Below are 24998 nucleotides of genomic sequence, written 5' to 3'. Positions count from 1 at the left end.
TAGAGATTGAATATATCTGAAGTATACGAGGAGGAACTGGACAGCTGTCTGTCAGGTTTGAGTCGGAGGTATATAATTTTGTACAATTTGCTCCGCGATACGGCAGATTTCATCCCGAATATGCTGAGGTTCCAATACTTCAACGTCCGCGCCGAAGCCCAGAATGAACCCATATAACCAGCCATCCTCGGGAAAAGCAACCTGGCTGATGTAATACCCAGTCCCATCAGGCATGACATTCTCGATCCCAAACCATTCTTCCGCAATATGACGGACGCGAGCATGGAATTTCAAGGTTAACCTAGCTTGATTGTCCGGACGGCTCCATTCCTGTTGCCAGGGTCTGTCCTGTGGGTTGATGACTTTACGCTCGAAGTGCTCATTAGCAAGTGTGACATCTTGCATGCGCACAAGCTTGAACATGCGAAATTGATTCCGCTCGTGACAAAAAGCATACAGATACCAGGAATGCTTCTTGAGTACGATGGTATGAGGGTCGGCAGTTCGGTGAGTATGGATACCTTCCGCACTGCAGTAGGTAAAGGTTACGGGGCGTAATTGATCCATACCCTGTTCGATAAGTTCAAGCTTTATTTTCAGCGCTTCGGGATGCGTCCAGGTTGAGTAATCCACGATGAATCGATTGGTATTGGCCTGAAAATCGTCATTTTTGGATTCAGGTACGATACTGCTGAGTTTTTCGACCAGAAGCTCACGCGCCGCATTAGCATGGGAAGTGGATACACTGCGCAGTGCAGTGACGATGGAGGCGAGGTCCTTGTCTGTTAATACGTTTCGATCCAGCCGGTAGCCTTCAGCCAGACCAATCCCGCCGCTTGCCCCCTGATACGTCACTACAGGGATACCTGCTTGACCCAATGTATCGATGTCCCGATAGATGGTCCGGATCGATACTTCGAACATATCTGCCAAGTCTTTGGCTTGTACCCGTCCACGATTGATTAGCAACACCACGATGGCTAATAAACGCTCCAGTTTCATATGTATGGATTCCTTTCATTGGTTTATCTGTTGGATTCAAATATGTTATATTGTTGAGCATCACACATAGGAGTGGAATAAGCAATGAAGCGAATTACGATTCTGATCGCAGACGATGAAGTTGAGATCGCTGATCTGGTTGCTTTACATTTACAAAAAGAAGGATATCACACCATCAAGGCCTTTGATGGGAAGGCGGCGGTTCAAGCTGTTCAGACCCAAGCGATAGATTTGGCGATTCTGGACATTATGATGCCTGGCATGGACGGGTATGAGGTGACCCGTAAAATTCGGGAACAGCATCATTTACCGATCATTTTCCTAAGTGCCAAAACGTCAGATATGGACAAAATTACGGGACTTGTGATGGGCGCGGACGATTATATGACCAAACCGTTTAATCCGATGGAGCTTGTTGCCCGGGTTAACTCCCAGTTACGTCGTTCACTCCAATTCAGCCAGTCTGCGCCTGTGCAGAGGTCCATTCTGGAGAAAGGTGGGCTCATCATCACGCCAGATCAACATCGCGTTACACTCTACGGCAAACCAGTGGAACTAACACCGAAGGAGTTTGACATTTTGTATCTGCTCGCGAGCCACCCCAAGCAGGTGTTCAGTGCAGAAAATATTTTTGAACAGGTCTGGGGAGAAGCCTATTACGAGAGTGGGAATACCGTGATGGTCCACATTCGGACCCTGCGCAAAAAGCTGGGGGAAGATGTGAACAAGAACAAGTTTATCAAAACCATCTGGGGTGTGGGGTACACGTTTAATGACTAAACGAAGAAGTTTTCGTACAACCATGATTATGTTGCTAGGGTTAAGCATGCTTGCCTCTGGTGCAATTACCTATGGGATTTACAAGCTTATGCAAGCCTATTATTCGGGTGTCCGTGCAGAAGATCAGCTTGCTGAATATCGTCATTTTATGAGAAGTATCGGGGATATCTATTTCTTCCTGATCTTATTTATTCCACTGGCCATTCTATTTTTCTTCTGGTTTACCAAGCCCTACGCGACGTATTTCAAGGACATTTCTACAGGAATCAGGCATTTGGCCAATGGTGACTTTCAGCATCGTGTGCAGATCTCCTCGAAGGACGAGTTAGGTACGATTGCGGAGGATGTGAATTTGGCAAGTGAGAAGCTAAGGGAAGCGGTAGAACGAGGGGATTTTGCTGAAAATAGTAAGGACCAGCTTGTTGTCAATCTGGCGCATGACCTGCGAACACCGCTGACGTCTGTGCTTGGATATTTGGATCTGCTCATGAAGGATGATCAGTTAACGGAGGAGCAGGTACGGCACTTTACGTCGATTGCATTCACCAAATCACAGCGCCTGGAGAAGCTGATTGATGATTTGTTCGAAATTACCCGTATGAATTATGGCATGTTGCCTATAAACAAGACACAGCTGGATCTTAGCGAACTGCTGAAGCAGATGAACGAAGAACTCTATCCTGTATTTGAAAAGAACCAACTAGTCGCCCGACTAAAAATAGACACTGACCTTACGGTCTCCGGTGATGGCGAACTGCTGGCTCGTGTGTTCGAGAATCTGCTAATTAACGCTGCACGGCATGGCAAGGATGGCATGTACGTAGATATTAATGGATATCGGGATGCAGAACAGGTCATCATTCAGGTAATTAACTATGGTGGACATATTCGTCCGGAGGAATTGCCACATATCTTCGATATGTATTACACCGGAGATCGTGCCAGGACTCCTCAGGAGGGTGGGACAGGCCTCGGACTGTTTATCGCTCGTAATATTGTAGAGCAGCATGACGGTACGATCTCGGCCCAGAGTGATGTGGTACGGACGCAGTTCGAAGTTCGTTTGCCCGTCTTCCAATAAGGCTGATGTCAAAATTTAAGAAAAACTTTAAAATTGCCCTGCTTTTTCTTTAAGTTGTGTTGTCTATCCTTGATGTATGAGGTAAAAGGAGGAACAAGCATGAAGAAGTGGGGCTTTTTGATATGTATTATTTTGATCGGATATATTGTTACGCAATCACCGGGATGGATTCAGCAGAAGGATGAGTTGCCCATCGAGATTCAGAATACGCGTGAAAATCCCGCAGGTTATACCGTATCCGTCACCGGAAACATTCAGGATCAGATATATAAGGGCAATTTGTTACTGGTTGATAAGCAATACCCCGTACACCCGGAAGGAGTTAAATCCGATATTGTATATGTGGCACATGAGGATGATCTGCTTCGTGGATATGGGATACTGGATCAGAAAATCATGTTATCACGACAGGTGGCGCAGGAGTTTCAGAAGATGGTTGAAGCAGCAGGCGAAGAGGGAGTCCGATATTTTCTCGTCAGCAGCGGGTACAGGGACTTTGAAAAGCAGGACGAGTTATATCGGGAAAAGGGTTCAGACTATGCGCTTCCTGCGGGACACAGTGAGCACAATCTTGGGTTATCGCTGGATATCGGCTCGAGCTTGGCTGCGATGAATGAAGCACCAGAGGGTGCCTGGCTGGAAAAGAATGCATGGAAATACGGATTTATTTTACGTTACCCAAAGAATAAAGTGCGCATCACCGGTATTCAGTATGAACCATGGCACTTTCGATATGTAGGGCTGCCGCACAGTGCTGTCATGTATAAGAATAATCTGGTGCTGGAAGAGTATCTCGATATGCTTAAAGAGAAAGAGAACATTACTGTGGAAGTAGAGGGTCAGGAGTATCATATCCGCTATTATCCGGCCACCAGAGACACAACCGTTTACATACCTGAGCAAGGCCAAACTGAAATATCGGGTGATAACATGGGTGGCGTCATCGTCACCGTAAAGAAATAACAGGGCAACACAAGGGAGGCGAAACAACATGAAGCACAACAACCAGAAGAAAAGCAAACATTACATCCTTTGGATTGCCGTTTTCATTATCTATTTATATCTGCTGACTAAGCTGATTCTGTTTAAAGGAAGCCCGGTCGATTTTGGCATCGTGAAGGATCGACTGATGGCGTTCTTGCAACAACCGGATCTGGTCCATACCCGAACCGTCAACCTGACACCATTTCAGGAAATCTCACGAGACTGGAACAGTCTATCGTTACATCGTCCAGGTACAGCAATCCATCTGGTAGGCAATATACTGGCTTTTATCCCGCTGGGCATCTTCATTCCCGTGTTGACGGGTAACAAGTTATTCTCCGGAGTAAAAGTGCTACTGCTGTCTTTGCTGCTCAGTTTGGGTTATGAAGTGACACAGCTGATGACGGGCATGGGGATATTCGATGTGGATGATTTGATGCTTAATACACTCGGCGGCTTCATTGGATATATTGTTTTCACTATGGCTATGGGTCTGAAAAAGGTGTTGGTGGGAGGAGAATCCCGCGTGACGACGAAAAAGTTAAATTCTAAGGAAAGTCACGTGTAAGGAGGGGAAGAACTTGATTATAATGGCTGTACTGTTCATTAGCGTAGGGCTAATATTTCTCGTGTATCCACACAAGGTAACGGATGCTTCGGAAAAACAGATTACGGAGCGAGTAATCATGTCTAGATGGGTTGGAGGCTCGTTAATTGCTCTGTCGTGTCTGTTTCTGATCATGGGCACGATTCAACTGTTAGATCAAGCCTCACATCATATTGGACATTAGAAGGTAGTTGGCCTTGAAGCAACGGAGGACACACACATACTGAAACCACAGCTCCCCGTAACGTGCAGAGTGCACTTTACGAGGAGTTTTTTAGTGTTTCATAAGGTCCCAAATTCAGGAGAGGATCAGTGAACTTTGCGAGTAACATCGTAAATGAGGTAGAGTAGAGATGATGCGTTAGTACCTATTTCTTACAAAAAAAGGAGGACATACATTGTATTCATTAGCTATACAACTAGCAGGAACAATGAAAGCCATTATGCAAATTGAAACTGAAATTGCTGAAGCTAAGATTGATCACTACGATGAAGAAGTAGTGCGTGATTTAGAACAGAAAAGAACTGATCTGATAAGAGTTTGTACACGTGATGAGTTGCTGGTGATAAAAACAGTCATGAAAGTGGGACAATCGGAGAGAGGATATCGTCATTATTTCAATTCGAATGATGTTGAGATTATTTATCTCCCTGTTGAGTTAAACGAGCATGAGTTGATGAAGAAATATTCCTATTATCTTATACATAAGACTGAACGCGAACTTGCGGATAGCATTGAGTACTATACCGCTGTGTCGGAACAACTGAGAGAAGGTATGGAGATCTTAAAACTCTAAACTGTGATCTGTAAGTTCTAGGAGGCTTGTAAATGTTAATGAAAATTGTTGTATATCACTTTGATGTGTTCTACTATTACGTTCCCAATCAATATGCAGGAAAAATTGGCGAGTGGAGAGGAGAATTTATCGATTTTTTGCAGAGCCTAGAGTATAAGCACCCATTCACCCTGTATATCGAGTCTATTGATCATGAGGGAAATACGGAATATGCTCACTTTATCCGTAGTTACGGGGCGGATGATTTTGTGGACTGGATCAACGTGGAGAAATTAAACTGCAGAGGTGTATATCGTATTCCTGAACCGCCTGATGATTCAGAAGTTGGATTAAATTTTGAATTTTAAGTGATAAGAACCTACTTATCATTAAATTGATGATGCATATCGACAGTTAAATAAAAAGCTCCCCGCCACGTGCTGATTGCACGTGGCAGGGAGCTTTCTGTATAACTTCATCACATTAATGATTTATATCATTAAGCTTTTTTCATCATTTGACGCAATACAGTTTGCAGGATACCGCCGTTATGGTAGTAATCCACGTCAACCATGCTGTCCAGACGAGCGATGACAGGGAATTCGAACTGTGTACCGTCTTCACGAGTTACGGTAACTTTCAACTCTTGTCCTGGCTTCACATCATTGCTGAGGCCAGTAATGTCATACGTTTCACGTCCGTTCAGACCAAGGCTGGACCAGCCGTGACCTTCCTGGAATTGCAATGGCATTACGCCCATGCCGACCAGGTTACTACGGTGAATACGCTCGAAGCTTTCTGCGATAACGGCTTTGACGCCGAGCAAGAATGTTCCTTTTGCCGCCCAGTCACGGGAGCTTCCTGTACCATACTCTTTACCTGCGATAACGATCAGGTTCTGTCCTTCATCCTGATACTTCATGGAAGCATCGTAGATGGACATTTCCTCGTCCGTTGGCAGGTACTTCGTGATACCGCCTTCTGTACCAGGAGCCACCTGGTTTCGAATACGAATGTTGGCAAACGTACCACGCATCATGACTTCATGGTTACCACGGCGTGAACCGTAGGAGTTGAAGTCTTTGCGCTCTACGCCATGTTCTTTCAGGTACAGTCCAGCCGGGCTGGATGGTGCAATATTACCTGCTGGCGAGATGTGATCCGTTGTTACGGAATCCGCAAGCAATGCCATAACGCGTGCAGAACGGATATCTGCGATATCGTTCAACTTGTCGCCAAGCTCCTGGAAGAACGGAGGATTCTGAATGTACGTGGAGTTCGGATCCCACTCGTACAGTTCACCTTCCGGTACAGAAATTGAATTCCAACGCTCATTGGCTGTAAATACATTCTCGTACTTGTTGCGGAACATCTGAGCGTTCAGGGAACTAGCGATAGTATCCTTGATTTCCTCGGAGGTAGGCCAGAGGTCTTTCAGGAATACAGGCTCATTGTTCGTATCATAACCGATTGGATCGGTTTCAAAGTCAATATTTACGGTACCCGCAAGTGCATATGCCACAACGAGTGGTGGTGATGCCAGGTAGTTGGCTTTAACCTGTGCGTGTACACGGCCTTCGAAGTTACGGTTACCGGACAATACAGCTGCTACGGTCATATCGTTCTCAGCAATAGCTTCGCTCACTTCGTCCGGCAGTGGGCCGGAGTTACCGATACATGTTGCACAACCGTAGCCCGCAACGTTGAATCCGAGTTTGTCGAGATACGTGATCAGACCTGCTTTTTCCAGGTACTCGGTAACCACAAGGGAACCTGGTGTCAGACTGCTTTTCACATATCCTGGTTTGGTCAGGCCGCGTTCAACTGCTTTTTTCGCCAGCAGTCCCGCTCCAACCATAACACTTGGATTCGAAGTGTTCGTACAACTCGTGATCGCCGCGATCACAACAGCGCCTGCCTTCAGTTCACTGTTGGAACCGTCCGGATGCTTCACAGGTACGGATTGTTCGATTTTCTCATCGCTCAGACCGTAGCCGCCTTTATCTACAGGTGTGCGAATGATGCTGTTGAAGCTTTCTTTCATTTGTGTCAGCTCGATGCGATCCTGTGGACGTTTTGGTCCTGCAAGACTTGGTACAACAGAGCCGAGATCCAGTTCAATCACATCTGTGAATTCAGGATCAACGGTGCTTGAAGTACGGAACATGCCTTGAGCTTTGTAATAAGCTTCAACCAATTCTACCTGCTCGTCAGGACGGCCAGTGTTACGCAGATAGTTCAACGTTTCACTATCAACAGGGAAGAAACCGATCGTTGCGCCATATTCTGGTGCCATGTTGGCTACTGTTGCACGGTCAGCCAGACCGATGTTGGCAAGACCTGGTCCGTAGAACTCTACGAATTTACCAACAACGCCTTTTTTACGAAGCAATTGGGTAACAGTCAGTGCCAGATCCGTTGCTGTTGCGCCTTCGCTCAGGCTGCCTGTCAGTTTGAAACCGATAACGTCCGGTGTTACAAAATAAAGCGGTTGGCCCAGCATACCTGCTTCAGCCTCAATACCACCAACACCCCAACCAACAACGCCAAGTCCGTTGATCATGGTGGTGTGGGAGTCTGTACCTACGAGGGAGTCCGGGAATACAACGGTTTCGCCGTCCACGGTTTTTGTTGCTGCCACGGAAGCCAGATACTCCAGGTTAACCTGGTGAACGATCCCTGTGGATGGTGGAACTGCACGGAAATTGTTGAATGCCGTTTGCGCCCAACGCAAGAAGCGGTAACGCTCTTCATTACGCTCAAACTCAACTTTGATATTGTAATCAAGTGCATCGTTGGTACCAAAAGCATCAACCATAACGGAGTGGTCGATAACGAGATCGACCGGTACGAGCGGGTTGATCTGTTTTGGATCGCCGCCTGCTTTTTTCACAGTATCACGCATTGCAGCGAGGTCAACGACAACCGGTACACCGGTGAAATCCTGCAGAACGATACGTGCAGGGATGAATGGAATTTCCTTGTTATTGTCACGGCCATCTGCCCAGCCGGTCAGTTGTTTTACGTGTTCTTCGGTGATAGCACGTCCGTCGAATTGACGAATTGCTGCTTCAAGCAACACTTTAATGGAGAAAGGAAGCCTGGAAAGATCGCCGTGGCCGTTTTCCTGAAGAGCATCGAGACTGTAGTAGCGGTAAGACTTGCCTCCAACCTCAAGACTGCGAGCGGCGGAGAAATGATTCTTTGCTGACATACATGTACCTCCTTGGGATGTGTCGGTGAGATGAAGAAAACGTTCATTTAGGTGAAGAACAGGCCTTCATCGTTCCGTGTTCTTGTTCGTTGGTTTCATCAGATGAAACGTAATTTCATAATCATAACTTTAGTTTTAAGTATACCGTTTTCACCTCCGTACGTAAAGGTCTTTTTGCCTGATCAAGCAAGCTTTTGGACCGATGAAGGCGTTTTCGTGAAGCGAGCAGGAATAAGATATCTTGTGTACCTGTATTTGCCGAATTTCGGATCTCCCTCCTGAGCCGTGTACATACAACCGAAGACCCTTTCATATGAATAGTAGGAGTTTATATACGCAATGAAATATTCCAGACAGAACTCATGCCAAAGGGGGACATAGGCTTGGAACGGGAATGGAAGAGTGCCTTATATACTTACGTGAACCAGTACAATCGCTGTGAGATCGACTACCGTCCACAGACCAGCGAACGGATCGTTACCGATCCTGACTTCGTGGTGGAACGGGGAGAGCGTATGGCAAGGCTGGACGAATGGTATCGTAAGCGGCGCGCCGTGCCTCTTCGCAGCGAGACCAGCGCCAAGCTTGTGCGCACGCTTATGGATGGCCAGGAAGAAGCGGTGGTGGATGTACAATTGTACAGCAGACTGTTCTACGAGAAGAGCGGGATCACCCACCGGGAGGACCGGATTGAGCGGGAGCGGTTAACCCTTCTGCGGCAGAGTGGTGGATGGATCATTGGACGGGTCGAGCGAGAAGTGCCGGAGCGTCGCCCTGCTGGGGAAGGACGTCCGTTTCAACAAGCTGATTTTGTACAGGCGATGAATCGGCCGCTGCTGAATCGGGAAGTGTTGGGTCAAGGAAGAAGCTCACGGCAACAGTCATATCGCAGAGATCTGGCGGTTGCCTATGCAGATCGATGGTGGAATGCGGGGAATCCGGCATTTGAGGAATTTGATGTGGATTGTACCAATTACGTGTCCCAATGTCTCTTTGCAGGGGGCGCACCCATCCACTATACTGGTAGAAGAGAAGCTGGCTGGTGGTATAAAGGGTATGTGAACGGCTCCGAAATGTGGAGTTACAGTTGGGCGGTTTCCAACAGTCTGGAGCGTTATTTGTCAGGCAGCAGCTGGGGGCTGACCGCGACAGAAGTGGAGCGTCCTGAGCAGCTGATGCTCGGTGATGTTATTCTCTACGATTGGGATGGAGATGGACGATTTCAACACAGCACCGTTGTGACCGCGTTTGATGCGGGCGGTATGCCGCTTGTTAACGCACATACGGTTAGCAGCCGTCACCGCTTTTGGGATTACCGGGATTCTTACGCTTGGACAGAGCGGACGGTATACCGGCTTTTCCATATTGCAGATGAGTTTTGATGACGAAAGATTTTCGGGATGCGGTGACGCAGACATCCAGTTCCGTGTAAAATAAGACCAGATAATGCAAGCAGAATAACAAGGGTGCTGAGCATGCAAGCATGACAGCATCAGGCACAGATAATCGGAGGGTACACATGAGTATGGATAAATTAAAAGTAGGCGTCGTGTACGGCGGAAAATCGGGCGAGCATGAGGTGTCGCTGCAAACGGCGTTTGCTGTAACAAACGCATTTGATTATGAAAAGTATGAACTGGTTCCTTTTTATATCTCCAAGCAGGGGACGTGGAAAAAAGGACCTGTCATGCATGCGCCGTTCGCGCAGATTGAAGATCTGAAGCTGGAGCAATCGGCGGGTGGAACGCAGGATGCGCTGAACGCCCTGTTTGGACGTTTGTATGGCGGAGCAGAAGCGCTGGACGTGATGTTCCCTCTGCTGCATGGTACGTTTGGAGAGGATGGCACCATTCAGGGCATGTTTGAGATGGCGGATATGCCATATGTAGGTGCAGGTGTACTGGCTTCGGCTGGCGGCATGGACAAAGTGGTCATGAAAAAGCTGTTTGCACAGGCTGGCATTGACCAATGTGCCTTTACGTATTTTAACGCGACACAATGGAAGCAGACAGAACACGAAATGATCGTACAAATCGAAGATCAGCTCGGGTATCCTTGTTTTATCAAACCGGCGAATCTGGGCTCCAGCGTGGGAATCTCCAAAGCACGTAACCGCGATGAGCTGAAGACAGCTGTTGAGTTCGCACTTCGGTATGATACGAAGGTTGTCATTGAGGAGTTCGTTGAAGCCCGCGAAGTTGAGGTCAGTGTCTTCGGCAATGACGAGCCAATGGCTTCTGTTCCAGGCGAGATCGTATCCTCCGGTGAGTATTATGACTATGCAGCCAAGTATATTGACGGTCAATCACAGATGCTGATTCCAGCTCCACTGGACCCAGAGGCCGCAGATCGCATTCGCGAGGCAGCTTTGCAGGCGTTCCGTGCGATTGAAGGTAACGGTATTTCACGTGCCGACTTCTTCATTCGGAAAAATGACGGCGCCTTGCTTATCAATGAAGTCAACACCATGCCTGGTTTCACACCATACAGCATGTATCCACTTCTTTGGCGTGAGACAGGTGTATCGTATGCCGAACTGCTGGATCGCATGATTGAGCTGGCACTGGAGCGTTACAACCGCAAGCAGGCACTGAATTACGAGAACGGCGTACAGGCGTAGCCTGCGACCACAAGATCAGGAGGGATAACCATGGGATTTCAGACTGAATTCAATTCCGTATGCAAGTTCAAGAATGAGCAGGAGCTGTTCGAACTGCTTGAATACGGACGCGGCAAAATGGTCAAACAGGGCTTCCGGGTATTTCCTACCGGCCAGAAAGTGATTGCATACACACCGGATAACGTGGCTGTAGCCATCGTCAAGATCGTGGTTTCCATTGCGGAGATAAACTTCCAGGGGCAAGAGGTAACTGAGGTGGAGATGCAACTCATCCGCAAATTGACTGAGGAAGAATCACGCATTCAGACTGCCCTTGCAGATGAGATGTTCTTTGGAGAGCAAGCACAGGAATAGTTGTTGACTGTAAGTGCGGGTCGGAAGGACGGATTTGCCAGAATACGATTATGGTCACTCTTTTAGGGTAAAACTTGGTTATATACAGTGACGGTACATCCTGACGGCTGAATATGCCGTGTGGGTTCTCCGCCCTAATAGAGAGGAAGAGATTCATGCTCGTACGCTTTGGTTACGTGGCAATGTCCGTGCTTATAGAGAACGCCTCGCCTTCCCGGACCATGACCATGTCGAGTTTTAACAAAATCGATGACAGGGAAGCGGCGATCCGCAAGCTCGAACGGATTGCAGCCGAGAACCTGCACAATACATTACGTTTGCTCAGGCACAACAAGGGTAGCCATATTCATGTATATCGCTTCTCTTCCAAATTGATTCCACTGGCAACACACGAAGACCTGAATGACTGGGACCCGTTCCCGGCGCTGAAGCAGGACTTTGCGGCTATTGGTGATTTTGTGAAGGAAAATCATATGCGTGTGTCCTTTCATCCGGATCATTTTACCGTACTTAGTACCCCCCGCGAGCAAGTTCTGCGCAACTCGATTCGCGACCTTCGTCATCATGTTCGGATGCTGGATGCCATGGGGCTGAATGCCACTGCCAAGAACAATATACATATTGGTGGTGCATACGGGGACAAGCCTTCGGCGGCGCTTCGTTTTGAAGAAAACTTTTTGAAGCTGGATCGGGACATTCAGGAGCGGCTCACACTCGAAAATGATGACAAAACGTTCAATGCGCCTGAGACACTTGCCGTGTGCCAGCGCTTGGGATTGCCCATGGTACTGGATATCCATCACCATTGGGTGAACAACGAAGGAGAACAGGCATGGGATCTGTGGCCTGATATTCTAAAGACCTGGCAGTCACCGCTTGCCCAGGCAGATTCACCGGCTGATCAGCCATTGCCACCCAAAATCCATGTCTCCAGTCCGAAGAGCGAGAAGGATCTGCGAGGTCATGCCGATGGTGTGGAGGTAGAGCCTGTGCTCGATTTCTTGCGTCATATCGCAGCAGACACCCCAAGACTTGACGTGATGATTGAGGCCAAACGCAAGGATGAGGCTCTTGTGCAACTGATGCAGAAGCTGGCATTCTATCACGAAGAGGGTGTGGAGTGGGTGGACGAGTCTACCGTCATCATTCATCCGTAGTGCCAAAAGGGGCCTGGGCAACGAGAAACTTTACGACCTGTGGGGCGTATACTTTTAACAAGTATTTCAACTTTTCGTAGATTGATATAGAAAGTAGAGTGAACGCTTTGAATGAGAAGGAAAAGACACCTTATGTCGTGACAAGCAAAAGCTATACTGCCGTTGCCATTAATGCAGCTTCCAAAGCTGGCGAATGGATCAAAAGCCGTCTTGGGACGGTAGCTGAACTTGGCACCAAATATTCACCCCAAGATCTGGTGACCGAAGTGGATAAAGGAGCGGAGCAGATGATCCGCCGCCTGATTCTCACGCATTTTCCCCACCATGCCATTCTGGGTGAAGAGGGCGTCGAACCGGGACCGGAAGCTTCGGCAAAAGCACTGAAAGAGGCTGAGGAAGAAGAGTTCCTGTGGATTGTTGATCCTGTGGATGGAACGACGAACTTTGTACACGGATTTCCGTTTTATTCGGTGTCCATCGCATTGGCTCACAATGGTGAAGTCATTGTCGGCGTGATCTACGACCCTTCCCGTGATGAAATGTTTGTTGCGGAAAAAGGGAAAGGAGCATATGTTCACGGAAACCGGATGCTTGTATCTGGTGAACAAGAACTGGCTCAGAGCCTGATTGCGGTTGGATTCCCGGCAGACACAACCTTTGCGTTGCCACTGAATATGGCGGCTGTGCAGGCGCTTGCTCCGCAAGTTCGTAACTTGCGTGCAGGCGGATCTGCCGCCCTCCATCTGGCATATGTTGCCGCAGGACGCCTCAGCGCCTACACCGAAGTTGGATTGAAACCGTGGGATATTGCCGCAGGTGCACTGTTGGTTGAAGAATCAGGTGGCAAGGTGACCGATACCATCGGAACGCCTTACCAACTGTCTGTGAATCATGTCGTTGCCAGCAATGGCAAAATCCATGATGCACTGACGGATGTGCTGAAGGAAGCGAAAGCAACCGGCTTGGAATGAAATTCATTATAAGGAGCGAAAACAATGGATGAATCCAAAGAACTGGAACGACGGCTCAGTGATATGCTGACGGAAGGGGACATGGAAGAGTCCGGCGACACCAATCAGCGGGAACGCCAGCTGATTCCTCCAAAATATGAAGTGCGAATCCAGACAGAACGTGATCCAATTGTTGAGGAAACGTTAAAGTACCGGAAGATGGCACGTGAAGTGGATGATCGTTATGATCGATATCTGGAGCGAGCTACCGGGAACAAACCGGAGAGCGACAAGGGTCATTTGATTGCTGAAGACTCAAATAAGCCGCAATCTTAACTAATCACTGAACGTCATAGCTGAGCTTAACCAGTAACAGACTCCCCTTCAGGGAGTCTGTTATTTCATGTGTGCTCTCAGTGGAGAGGACAACGCCTACTTTAAAATGATAGAATAGAGTAACACCAACCTATGTCATTGGAATGACCAATGTACTATATATTAGTGAGGTTGTTCAAAAAGTCCGCTTTTGATTACGAAGGATGCCTAACGGCATCATCAGCATCGAATATGGAATTCAGCCGAAATAAGCGGGAGGCTTACGAAGTATGTTTCCGAAGGAAACATTTTGGTTGCTCACGTAGTTTTCCTACGCTCCGCTACTCCATTTCTAGCTTCATCCCATCTTCTCGGTACTGAAAACCGCCCTTTTTGAACACGTATATTAGTGTAAATTATTATAGATTTGCGAGAAGGAGTGTTACCTGAATGAAGCGTAAACGTATATGGGAAAATACAGCTGCCGGTTTAACGGTAAGCATGTTGGCAGGAATGCTGCTCTTTACATCATCTGCATTGCCTGCACACGCGGCTGACACCAAAACCGGTGTATTGCCAGCGGGTACAAACGAGACTTCGCTGACAGCGAAGAAAGATGCAGTAGCCGTAACTAAGGAGTTCCGCATCGTCACATTGGGAGATTCCATAACGGTAGGTTATGAGCCCAACACAAAAGAATTGCCTTATGGTTATGTAGAACGTCTCCAGGAGCAAGGTTTGCTGCATGGACGTACACAGGTGGACAACTACGGGATTGCCGGATTGAAAACCAGTGGTCTGAAAAACTTTACTACTGCAATTAAGGATGGCAAAACGCTGACTTCTGAAGCCATTCAACCAAGTCTTCCTGATCCAAGAGCGGGACAGATCGGAGCCAATACTGCTGCAATCCGTGAGAGTGTAGCACAGGCCAATCTGGTTGCAATTACCATTGGGGGAAATGATGTATCTGAGCTTCTCGGTACAGCAGACAAACTGAGTGATCAGGATCTGCAAGCGAAGGTAAAAGAATTACTCGCAACATATACAGCCAATGTAAGTGCAACGATTAATGATATCCATGAAATTAATCCGACAGCTACAATTGTCATCGCCGATCAGTATCAACCGATGCCAGAAGTAGCAGGCAAGGCACTCTATGCTAAACTGATGGAGGCATCCCAAGGTTTCACACAGACCATTGATGGCATTGCAGCACAATTCACTGCTCAGGGTACCGATGTCAAAGTCGCACACGTGGCCAAGGAGTTTGTTGGTGGTGAAGGCACGATGACACATATGATCAAAGATCGTGATTTCCACCCGAACCAATTTGGATATGCGGCCATTGCCGAAGTATTTGCCAAAACGATCTGGGGCGACTACACGAAGCTGACTACACCTGCGACAGGTGAGCCGATGAACATTATTGTGAGTGGCAAAACATTAAATACTCCGTACAAACCGATTATCCGTAACGGCAAAAACTTTGTGGCGATTCAAGACATCGTGAATGCGGTCGGTGCTACTACGGTGTGGGATAACAAAACTTCAACCGCAACCATTACATATGGAGACCGGAAAGTTGCGGTGAAGATTGGTGCCAATGCTGTGAAGGTAAATGGAGCATCGGTTACTGTGGATACACCTGCATTCCTGAATAAGGTAGGCAAAGAGTCCAAAACATATGTACCACTTGCCATGGTGGCTGAAGGTCTTGGCTTTGATGTGCAATATGTAGCGAAGCTGAAAACTGTTTTTGTTAATCCGTAAATTGTATTTCATGTTTTAACATGATGTTATTCAACAGCCAGAATACCTTGATTTGTTCAAGGTATTCTGGCTGTTTTGTGTTCTTTTTACGTTGCTGACACAGATGTATACCTTCTCTAATGACCTAAAATGTTGCATAAATATATCTTGTCAGATGACCAATGGATGTGTAAATATGAAAATAACTTACAATAAAACCACTAATGCATAGTATGACAGGCACCCCTCGCAAGCCAAAGGAGCGCTTAGGATGAACAAAATTAAGAACGCTTTCACAACACTGCCGATTCATCACAAAACGATTCTTCTCATCGGACTTTTGATGTTGATCAGCTTTACGTTTTATGCGTCCGTACTCCGATATGTGTTCAGCATCTATGACCGCCAGATCTATGAGAAATCCTCGCAGGTCCTCAATATGTCTTCGGTAGGTATTGAGAATCAACTTCGTGAAATTTCTAATCTCTCCTTCAAGGTGATGTCGGACGAGCCGCTTCAGCAATATCTGCTCCAACTGAAAAAGGCCGAAACGGGTTACGAGAAAAATGGATTGCGTAAAAAAATTACTAACAGGTTAGTCGCATATGCCGGTTCCGAAAAATACGTCTATTCCATGCTATTTATCGATAATGATAATAACGTTATGGCCGCAGGCAATCGGGAGGGAATTTCGGAGTCGAAGCAAAAGGAACTGGTTGCACTGGGACAGCAATACTCGGGCTCCAATGCATGGCATACCAGTGGGGATAAACAGTCCCGACTCTTGTCGGTTCGACAGGTGAAATCCTTTATTGGCGGAGCATTTACATTGGAGGACCTTGGCACACTGATCATCCGCGTCCGGCTGGACCGAATTGTACAGGACCAGATGCAAGAACCGGCTGAGGACTCCCAATTACTCATTACGGATGGAAAAGAAGTGATCTATCCAACAGAATCGTCGGTTAGTGAAGCCGAGATTGAGTCTGAACTGAAGCGCACCCAGCCCTATGGAATTGCCATGTTGGAACAGGGGAGACACTTTGTAGCTCGTGCTCATTCTTCCTATACGGATTGGACCTATTTGTACACAACCCCGTTTGACCAGATGTTTAAAAAGATCCAGTTTGTCAAACAGTTGGTCACGGTGATCTTCATCATGATTTTTCTGGCGGCGCTTATCATTGGAGCGAGATTCTCTCGCAGTATTACCCATCCGATTGCACAGTTGATCAAAAAGATGCGTAATATCGAAAAAGGCGATTTGGATAAGCTGGAGGAGGCTGCTCTCGGCAATGTTCCGATATCTCCACAGAATGAGGTTGGGCTGTTGCATCGCACATTCAAGATGATGCTTCAACGGATACGTGAATTGATTGATGAGAATTATGCGAAGCAACTGGTGATTCGTGAGACGGAGTTGAAAGCGCTTCAGGCGCAGATTAATCCACATTTTCTATACAACACGTTGGAATCGATTAACTGGCTGGCTAAAGTACAGAAGCAACGACAGATCTCGGAAATGGTTGAGGCCCTCGGATTTCTGCTGCGTAGCTCTGTGAACATGTCCGAGAAGTGGATTACGCTGGAAAGAGAGCTGGACATTGTCCGCAGTTACGTGACGATTCAGCGCACGCGTTTTGAGGAAAGACTGGATTTCGACATGGAAATTGCCCCGGAGGTAGGAACGGCACGGATACCGAAGTTAACATTACAGCCGTTGGTGGAGAACGCGATACATTATGCACTCGAACCAAGCATTGACCCTTGCCGGATTCGGATCCGGGCGAGAGCAGATGGAGATAAGGTGATTATTGAAGTTGAGGACGACGGTCCGGGGATGACACCGGAATTCCTGGAACAGCTACACGAAGGACGTATTCAGACAAGAGGACAGGGCATTGGGTTATCTAACATCCAGGAACGAATCAGACTGACCTTCGGTGATGAAGGTGGAATGGTGATGAGTAGCAAGCCCGGATCAGGAACTGTAGTATCGATCAGCATACCTTGGATCAGAGAGGACGATGACGATGTACAAAGTGATGCTCGTAGATGATGAACGTGTCATTCTGGAGGGGATTTCCCAAGTGGTCGATTGGGCCGCGGCAGGAACGGAATTGGTGGATACGGCGAGGAACGGGATTGAAGCATTGGACAAAATTGGGCAGTCGCGACCCGATATTATTATTACGGATATTTCCATGCCAGGTCTGGATGGTCTCGGACTCATAGAGAAGGCATCTGAAGCATACCCGGGAGTACGTTTTATTATGTTATCCGGCTACAAGGAGTTCGAATATGCCCGCAGAGCGATGCAATATGGTGTGAAGCATTATTTGCTCAAGCCCTGCAACGAGAATCAGATCCATGATGCGTTAACTGAACTGTTGCAGGAACATCAGGATGCCCAGGTGAAGGAGCATGTTGCCGGTGAGATGAAACAGCGATTGCAACGAGTCCTTCCGCATGTGAAGGAGCAATTTCTGCTGGAGTTCATGACCAACCGCACCTATGGGCCGGTTGATCTGGAGTATTATCAGGAGCTGTTTGATCTGGAGCTTGAAGAGAACGCAGTTCGGTTACTGCTGTTCCGAATTGTAGATGAACATGATTACAGCCACTTATTTGCGATCAAAAACATTGCCAGTGACCTGCTCCCACATGTCCTGTTAAGCACAACCATTGAAGGCAAACTCCTCATTCTGCTCGCGGATTCAGCTGATCCGGCTGGACTGAAAGAAAGTATTGAAGAGGTTCGGGCAGCATTCACCAGACTATATAAATTGGAAGTGACCGCTGCGCTGAGTGAAGCAGATCGAATGATTCAGTCGCGGCGGTTGTTTCGTGAGGCGTTGCAGTATCTGAACCATCGCTTCTTTATCGGTGAAGGCAAGCTGATTACGAAGAATGATCTGGTACTGGCCGGAGAATGCGACGGATTGCATGTAGAACAGGATGCCGAGCAACTGTGTCAGTTGATCAAATCGGGCAATACCGAGGAAACAGCGGTAGAGGTGGAGCGTCTGTTTGATCTATTATCACGTCAGCAGCTGGAAATCGAGGTGACTCGCTCTTATGTAGTGCAGCTCTACTCGGCGATGGTGCATGTCTGTCCACCTGAGGAGGCAACGGAATTCACCCAGCGTATGGCAGAACTGCCGCATATCGATACGTTATCTGGTTTGAAGTCTTTTGTTGCAAGCAGTACAGCCCGATTAACTTCCGGTTATTACAAAAACCATATCAGCCGCCAGTCTTCAGCCGTGGAGAAGATGATGGATATCGTGGATCGTCATTTTGGAGAGGCAGATCTCTCGCTCAATGGAGTAGCTCATCAGATGCTCTATATGAATCCAGATTACCTGGGCAAGATTTTCAAAAAAGTCACAGGAGAGAATTTCTCCAACTACGTGAATCGCCTGCGCATTGAACGCGCATGTGACCATATTCGCAGAGGCGGAGATGTGAAAGTATTCGAGCTTGCTGAATTGTTCGGATTTGGTGGGAATTCACAATATTTCAGTCAGGTGTTCAAAAAGTGGACTGGTATGACACCTACGGAATTCCGCAGAATCGGCATATAACAATGGACTGCCAATCATGTGATTCATGTCTGGGGAGGACGAACAGCGCCGAGAGGGGACTGTTGTCCTCCTCTGTTTTTTGAACCAACAAGACGGTTTTGTGTATTCAACTATGGTCGTACATTTGCGAAAATGACATTAACAAGTTTGTGAAAGCGTTATCAGAAACGAGAAGATAACTCTTTCATACAACCATATCAACATAAAAGGGGAGATTGGCATGGTGAAAAAGGCAATATTCCTGATGATGGCTGCTTTGCTCGTGTTTACAGCGGCATGTAGCTCAGGTGGAGGAACTGAAGGAGCATCTGGAGATGACTCAGTTACCCTGCGGATCGCTTGGTGGGGCTCGGATGCAAGGCATGAATATACACAGAAGGTCATCGACCTGTACAAATCGAAAAACCCGAATGTCAAAATCGACGTGGAATATGCTTCATTTGATGACTACTGGAAAAAGCTCGCACCACAAGCAGCGGCAAATCAGTTGCCTGACATCGTTCAGATGGATATTTCCTACATCAGCCAATATGCACAGAATGGTCAGCTTGAGGATCTAGCGCCTTATCTTGGCAACCAGATCAAAGTGGACGATGTGTCCGAGAATGTTATCAGCACAGGTGTAATTAACGGTAAACAATACGGTGTACCTGCCGGTGTTAACGTTCTGGGCTTCCAATATGATCCGGCATTGCTTAAAAAAGCAGGCGTGGATGCAATCCCTGACAATATGACTTGGGAATCGTACGAAGCACTGGGTAAACAAACCGCAGATAAAGGTCTGTATTTGGATGGAGGGATAGCTCCGGATATTTTCTTCCACTACTTCCTGCGTACCAAAGGATTGTCGCTTTACAATGCGGAAGGAACAGGTCTTGGTTATGATGATGATCAATTGTTTGTGGAGTTCTTCGGACTTATGCGCCGCATGATCGAGCAAGGTGCAGCACCTACGCCGGATGTAGCCAACCAAACCAAAGGCATTATTGAGGAATCAGATCTCGTGAAGGAAAAAGGAATTGGCGTGTGGCAATGGTCCAACCAGTTCGTAGCCTTACAACAGGTAGCGAACCGTCAACTCGAAATCGCCCCAATGCCAGGACCAGATATGGAAAAAGGACTATATATGCAGCCAAGTATGTACTGGGGTGTGACGTCCAACTCCAAAGTGAAGGAAGAAGCGGCTAAATTCATTGATTTCTGGGTGAATGACGTGGAAGCCAACAAACTGATCAAAGGTGAGCGCGGTGTGCCAATTTCAGGAGCAATCAAAGAAGCTATCGCACCTGAGCTGAGTGACGCAACGAAACAAGTCTTTGAATTCGTAGCAGCCATGGAGCCTAAGGCTTCACCAATGAGTTCTCCGCCACCGGTTGGTTCACCTGAAGTAATCTCTTCCCTGGCAGATGTGGTTGAAGAATTGAACTTTGGCAAAATTACACCTGAACAAGCAGCAGAGACATTCCGCAAGAACGCCGAATCTGTACTTGCGAACAATAAATAACAGTTGAATGATGGCTTGCTCGTCCCACTTCAGGGATGGTCGGGAATGGGGCTACTCGCAAATGCGAGGGCCTTTCCCCGTCCAGATGACCGAAGCCAGGATGAGGGAGCAAGCTGATCCATGAAGGAGGTTCGTTCCATTGAGGCAGTATTCGTCGTTACGTAGAAACTTAACTGGATATGCGTTCATAAGCCCGTTTATTATTGGTTTCCTGGGCTTCACACTCATCCCCATGTTTGTGTCCTTATATATGTCGTTCACGAGTTATAACTTGTTCACTTCTCCGCGGTGGATTGGGCTTGATAACTACACCAAAATGTTTTTTGATGACCCGAAATATTGGAACTCGGTCAAAGTGACGTTTCTGTATGTATTCATTGGGGTACCGTTAAGGTTGATCTTTGCCCTCTTCGTAGCGATGGTCCTAAACACTGGCTCTCGTATGATTGGAACGTACCGGACGCTGTATTACCTGCCATCCATAATCGGTGGTAGTGTGGCCGTATCCATTATGTGGCGTAACCTCTTCAGTAATGAGGGTGTTATCAACAGTGCTCTAACGGCAATCGGGATCGGGCCTATAAGCTGGTTTGGTGACCCGAATGCGTCCCTGGTTATGCTCATCTCACTGTCTGTGTGGCAGTTTGGTTCGTCCATGCTGATCTTCCTGGCTGGTCTCAAAAATATCCCTACTGAGATGTACGAGGCAGCAGGTGTGGATGGCGCGAACCCTATACGGAAATTTTTCAGCATCACTTTGCCACTGCTTAGCCCGATCGTCCTGTTCAATATGATTATGCAGACGATTGGAGCATTCATGACGTTTGTACCTGCCTATATTATCTCCAAAGGCGAAGGCGGTCCAATGGACGGTACGATGCTGTACTCTCTATATCTGTTCCGTCAGGCATTTATGTTTAACAACATGGGTTATGCTTCGGCCATGGCTTGGATCATGCTGATCATGATCGGTATACTCACGGTAGCTGTGTTCCTGACATCCAAGTACTGGGTGTTCTACGAATCTGAAGGAGGGAAGTAACGATGGTTTGGAGAAATGTGAAATGGCCCATTTATCACCTGTTCGTTGCAGCTCTTGCCCTCCTAATGTTGTATCCCGTACTTTGGATGCTCTTCAGTTCATTCAAGGAAAGCCGTACGATATTCGTCACAGCGGATACCCTGTTTCCTGCGGAGTGGATCTGGAGCAACTATGTAGATGGCTGGAAAGGCACAGCGGGAAGACCGTTCATGGATTACATCACGAACTCACTTGTAATCGTAGTGATATCTACCATCGGTGCTGTGATATCGTCATCGCTGATCGCTTTTGGTTTTGCCAGACTGAATTTCAAGGGACGCACGTTCTGGTTTTCCTTGATGATGTTAACACTGATGTTGCCACATGACGTGGTATTGGTTCCTCAGTACATCATTTTCACGAAGCTCGGCTGGCTGAATACTATCTTGCCAATCGTTGTACCTACATTCTTCGGAATGCCGTTTTTCATCTTCCTGATGGTACAGTTCATTCGAACGATTCCGAAGGAGCTGGATGAGGCTGCAACCATCGATGGATGTAACAAATTCAGACTGTATATCCAGATTATTATGCCGCTGATCAAGTCTTCTCTGGCGACTGCAGCCATCTTCTCCTTCTACTGGAGATGGGAGGATCTGCTCGGTCCGGTATTGTACCTGAACTCGCCTGATAAATACACCGTGTCGATGGCGCTGAAAATGTTCCTCGATAGCGAATCTGCTTCCAACTGGGGCGCAATGTTCGCCATGTCCATCGTCAGTCTGGTTCCGGTTGTAGCTGTGTTCTTCATCTTCCAAAAACAAATTGTTCAAGGGATGAGCACCAGCGGATTGAAAGGATAAGCCAGATTACTGTATCTTCGTATCTTCGCCCGAATGAACGTTTACGAAAGTTAACCAAGGAGGTTATCGCTTTTGAATAAAGCTCAGGGTAGTCAGGCCGCTGCCATGGAGGCAGCGGCAGAGGGCCAGGCAGTGTCCGTGACCAGCTGGAAGTTTAACTTTGGACCGGACTCGGGAAGAGCAGATGAGACAGGGGATTATCTGAAAGTAACTGCAACAACCGCATATGAGGAACGCGGAGGGTACGGATTCGAGGCAGGATCTCTGGTATATGAGAAACAACGCATTCGTGATGACGATGTGTCGGATCCCACGAAACAACATCATAACAATCCGGGGCAGACAACCATGTCTGCCCGATTGCATTCAGGCTTCTGTATTCCGCTCAAAGCATCGTTCATCGTGGATGTTCCCGACGGAACCTACCAAGTATTACTTGTTGCAGGGGATGAATTGGCTGAGACAGTGACACGCGTGAAAGCTGGTGAAGGCAGGCTTGTACTGCCAACCATTCGCACACTTCCCGGACAATACGCAGAGGTTAGATTCTCGGTTGTTGTTCGCGGCGGCAGACTTCGTCTGTCATTTTCCGGTCCTGCACCTAGAATTAATGCTTTGGAGGTTACTCTTGCGAATCAGACCATGACCGTATTCCTTGCCGGGGATTCAACTGTAACGGATCAGCCGGAAAGTGGATATCCATATTGTGGTTGGGGCCAGCTGTTGCCTGCACAGTTCAAACATGATGTTGCAGTGGATAATCACGCCCAGTCAGGCCGCAGTTCCCGCAGCTTTATTAATGAAGGCAGATTGAGCGCCATTCTGGAGCGAATCAAGCCTGAAGATTTTCTGTTTATTCAATTTGGACATAACGATGAGAAGCCGGACCCTGAACGTGGGACGGACCCATTCACAACATACAAGGAATATTTGAAAAAGTATATCGACGCTGCACGCGAAGCCAAGGCTCGTCCAGTGCTCATAACCCCGGTGCATCGGCGCTATTTTGCGGATGATGGCACATTGACCGATACGCACGGCGATTATATCATCGCCGTGCGTGAGCTGGCGGAAGAGGAAGATGTTCCGCTGATCGATCTGGCTGAGCGCAGCCGTCTTCTGTTCGAGGAGGCGGGCGTTGAAGGCACTAAGGACGACTTTATGTGGGTACTGCCAGGCGAGTATGTGAACTTCCCCTCAGGCGTGGAGGATAACACGCATTTTCAGGAACGAGGCGCCCGCCGCCTTGCCCAGCAGGTAGCAGAAGCCATCCGTGAGTTGCAATTGCAACCGTTGCAGATGTATCTGCGGTAGGTGAGTAATCGTAGCAGTTGTAGAGGACTTGTTTTTACTGTTCTAGTAGATAATTTACCGCAGGATTTTAAGTCCTGTGCGTCTGTATTTAAGCGTAGCGAGTTAAACGAAGTAACGAGCCAGCAAAAGTTGCCCAGCGAATAGCGAAGGCAATAAACTTTTAAAAAACAGCGAGCGTAGCAGCGGAGGAGGGCGGAATCGGGTAGAGGGAGCGAAGCGTCCGCCTTTGGAGCGGGATTTCCCCTGCTGAGGGGGAATTGAATAGAAATCCCGAGCCAACAGCGGCCCACAGCCCGATCCGCCCGCCAAAGCGGCTGTCCTGCGAGCTATTCAGGGTTTAAAAGCTGTAGCGAGTTAAACGAAGTAACGAGCCAGCAAAAGTTGCCCAGCGAATAGCGAAGGCAATAAACTTTTAAAAAATAGGCGAGCGTAGCAGCGGAGGAGGGCGGAATCGGGTAGAGGGAGCGAAGCGTCCGCCTTTGGAGCGGGATTTCCCCTGCTGAGGGGGAATTGAATAGAAATCCCGAGCCAACAGCGGCCTGTAGCCCGATCCGTCCGCCGAAGCGGCTGCCCCGCGAGCCCACGCATTTTTAACCTATATTGCACTCGCAAAAAAAAGGAGGAGGTATATCAATGACACCTGACCAGACAGAATCAGGCACATCTGCCCGTAAGAATGTTTCATTAGCTACAGGTCACACCTACTGGGTTATTCCGGATGGTTACATTCCGCCGGAGAGCCGGGGCACATTGGAGAGTCATGAGAGCATCTGTGTACTGAACACCAGTGCCACGGATGCGGAGCTGCACATCACGATTTACTTTGAAGACAGAGAACCACTCGAAGGTATGGTCGCCGAAGTGCCAGCGAGAAGGACGAAGCACATTCGCACTGCATCGCTACGATCCGGGGAGCAGTCTATTCCACCGGGCGTGCCTTATGCGATTACGGTTTCGAGCAATATCCCTGTTATCGTCCAGTACAGTCGTTTGGACACGACCCAGCCTGAATTGGCTTTGATGAGTGTCATGGCGTATCCATTAGGATAACTTCCCCAATCGACAGCATGGCTGGAGATGGTAAGAAGCCCCGTAACCTTGCATTCAATGCAGGTAC

23 protein-coding genes are annotated in these 24998 nt (G+C 47.8%); 21 read left to right on the top strand and 2 right to left on the bottom strand.

Annotation, left to right across the window (positions count from 1 at the left end):
- Positions 1–51 precede the first annotated feature (51 nt).
- Positions 52–1002: a helix-turn-helix transcriptional regulator gene (locus tag AC1DE7_RS26160; protein WP_036614123.1), complete on the bottom strand. Its 951-nt coding sequence runs from the start codon at positions 1000–1002 to the stop codon at positions 52–54.
- An 84-nt stretch (positions 1003–1086) separates the two neighbouring features.
- Between AC1DE7_RS26160 and AC1DE7_RS26155 the strand changes: the two genes are divergently transcribed.
- The 7 genes from AC1DE7_RS26155 (at position 1087) to AC1DE7_RS26125 (ending at position 5598) form a co-directional block, all read left to right on the top strand.
- Positions 1087–1782 (top strand): response regulator transcription factor, encoded by a 696-nt coding sequence (locus AC1DE7_RS26155; RefSeq protein WP_036614121.1) that lies wholly within the window; start codon positions 1087–1089, stop codon positions 1780–1782.
- Positions 1775–2863, top strand: a complete 1089-nt coding sequence (locus AC1DE7_RS26150; protein WP_315939577.1) for a HAMP domain-containing sensor histidine kinase — start codon at positions 1775–1777, stop codon at positions 2861–2863. Before AC1DE7_RS26155 ends, AC1DE7_RS26150 begins: the two co-directional genes overlap by 8 nt.
- A gap of 99 nt (positions 2864–2962) precedes the next feature.
- Complete coding sequence (locus AC1DE7_RS26145) at positions 2963–3826, top strand: M15 family metallopeptidase (RefSeq protein ID WP_340388905.1); 864 nt, start codon at positions 2963–2965, stop codon at positions 3824–3826.
- 28 nt (positions 3827–3854) lie between these two features.
- Positions 3855–4415, top strand: coding sequence for a VanZ family protein (locus AC1DE7_RS26140; protein WP_477535492.1), 561 nt, complete (start codon positions 3855–3857; stop codon positions 4413–4415).
- A gap of 13 nt (positions 4416–4428) precedes the next feature.
- Positions 4429–4638: a hypothetical protein gene (locus AC1DE7_RS26135; RefSeq protein WP_047841414.1), complete on the top strand. Its 210-nt coding sequence runs from the start codon at positions 4429–4431 to the stop codon at positions 4636–4638.
- Between the two features lie 214 nt (positions 4639–4852).
- On the top strand, positions 4853–5251 hold the full coding sequence (locus tag AC1DE7_RS26130; protein WP_127550885.1) for a hypothetical protein: 399 nt from the start codon (positions 4853–4855) through the stop codon (positions 5249–5251).
- Between the two features lie 32 nt (positions 5252–5283).
- Positions 5284–5598: a hypothetical protein gene (locus tag AC1DE7_RS26125; RefSeq protein WP_047841416.1), complete on the top strand. Its 315-nt coding sequence runs from the start codon at positions 5284–5286 to the stop codon at positions 5596–5598.
- A 131-nt stretch (positions 5599–5729) separates the two neighbouring features.
- On the opposite strand, the gene acnA is transcribed toward AC1DE7_RS26125, so the two are convergent.
- Positions 5730–8444, bottom strand: a complete 2715-nt coding sequence (acnA, locus tag AC1DE7_RS26120) for an aconitate hydratase AcnA (protein WP_036614112.1) — start codon at positions 8442–8444, stop codon at positions 5730–5732.
- Positions 8445–8827: 383 nt separating this feature from the next.
- On the opposite strand from acnA, the gene AC1DE7_RS26115 reads away from it, so the two are divergent.
- The 14 genes from AC1DE7_RS26115 to AC1DE7_RS26050 all read left to right on the top strand — a co-directional run bounded on the left by AC1DE7_RS26115 (position 8828) and on the right by AC1DE7_RS26050 (position 24931).
- The gene (locus AC1DE7_RS26115; RefSeq protein ID WP_445744900.1) at positions 8828–9826 is read left to right on the top strand and encodes an amidase domain-containing protein; all 999 of its coding nucleotides are present in this window, start codon (positions 8828–8830) and stop codon (positions 9824–9826) included.
- A gap of 137 nt (positions 9827–9963) precedes the next feature.
- Positions 9964–11064: a D-alanine--D-alanine ligase gene (locus AC1DE7_RS26110; protein WP_340983514.1), complete on the top strand. Its 1101-nt coding sequence runs from the start codon at positions 9964–9966 to the stop codon at positions 11062–11064.
- Between the two features lie 30 nt (positions 11065–11094).
- Positions 11095–11418 (top strand): hypothetical protein, encoded by a 324-nt coding sequence (locus AC1DE7_RS26105; RefSeq protein ID WP_036614107.1) that lies wholly within the window; start codon positions 11095–11097, stop codon positions 11416–11418.
- A 155-nt stretch (positions 11419–11573) separates the two neighbouring features.
- A complete protein-coding gene (gene uvsE, locus AC1DE7_RS26100; RefSeq protein WP_036614105.1) occupies positions 11574–12575 on the top strand; it encodes a UV DNA damage repair endonuclease UvsE in 1002 nt (333 codons plus the stop codon).
- Positions 12576–12682: 107 nt separating this feature from the next.
- Positions 12683–13546 (top strand): inositol monophosphatase family protein, encoded by an 864-nt coding sequence (locus AC1DE7_RS26095; RefSeq protein WP_197997992.1) that lies wholly within the window; start codon positions 12683–12685, stop codon positions 13544–13546.
- 24 nt (positions 13547–13570) lie between these two features.
- The gene (locus AC1DE7_RS26090; protein WP_101315103.1) at positions 13571–13861 is read left to right on the top strand and encodes a hypothetical protein; all 291 of its coding nucleotides are present in this window, start codon (positions 13571–13573) and stop codon (positions 13859–13861) included.
- A 429-nt stretch (positions 13862–14290) separates the two neighbouring features.
- Positions 14291–15613, top strand: coding sequence for an SGNH/GDSL hydrolase family protein (locus AC1DE7_RS26085; protein ID WP_339189919.1), 1323 nt, complete (start codon positions 14291–14293; stop codon positions 15611–15613).
- Positions 15614–15863: 250 nt separating this feature from the next.
- Positions 15864–17651 (top strand): sensor histidine kinase, encoded by a 1788-nt coding sequence (locus tag AC1DE7_RS26080; protein ID WP_339189917.1) that lies wholly within the window; start codon positions 15864–15866, stop codon positions 17649–17651.
- Positions 17626–19179, top strand: coding sequence for a response regulator transcription factor (locus AC1DE7_RS26075; RefSeq protein WP_036614096.1), 1554 nt, complete (start codon positions 17626–17628; stop codon positions 19177–19179). Before AC1DE7_RS26080 ends, AC1DE7_RS26075 begins: the two co-directional genes overlap by 26 nt.
- A gap of 220 nt (positions 19180–19399) precedes the next feature.
- Positions 19400–20683: an ABC transporter substrate-binding protein gene (locus AC1DE7_RS26070; RefSeq protein ID WP_076254936.1), complete on the top strand. Its 1284-nt coding sequence runs from the start codon at positions 19400–19402 to the stop codon at positions 20681–20683.
- 139 nt (positions 20684–20822) lie between these two features.
- Positions 20823–21725 (top strand): carbohydrate ABC transporter permease, encoded by a 903-nt coding sequence (locus tag AC1DE7_RS26065; protein WP_047841423.1) that lies wholly within the window; start codon positions 20823–20825, stop codon positions 21723–21725.
- Positions 21726–21727: 2 nt separating this feature from the next.
- Positions 21728–22567, top strand: coding sequence for a carbohydrate ABC transporter permease (locus tag AC1DE7_RS26060; RefSeq protein ID WP_017690747.1), 840 nt, complete (start codon positions 21728–21730; stop codon positions 22565–22567).
- Between the two features lie 105 nt (positions 22568–22672).
- On the top strand, positions 22673–23881 hold the full coding sequence (locus AC1DE7_RS26055) for a rhamnogalacturonan acetylesterase (protein WP_445744927.1): 1209 nt from the start codon (positions 22673–22675) through the stop codon (positions 23879–23881).
- A 633-nt stretch (positions 23882–24514) separates the two neighbouring features.
- Positions 24515–24931, top strand: a complete 417-nt coding sequence (locus AC1DE7_RS26050) for a sensory rhodopsin transducer (protein WP_340983511.1) — start codon at positions 24515–24517, stop codon at positions 24929–24931.
- The last annotated feature ends 67 nt before the right edge of the window (positions 24932–24998 follow it).

Source organism: Paenibacillus sp. 10L310, from assembly GCF_056395745.1.
Note: the sequence above shows the minus strand (reverse complement) of the source record. Positions and strands in the feature narration are given on the sequence as shown.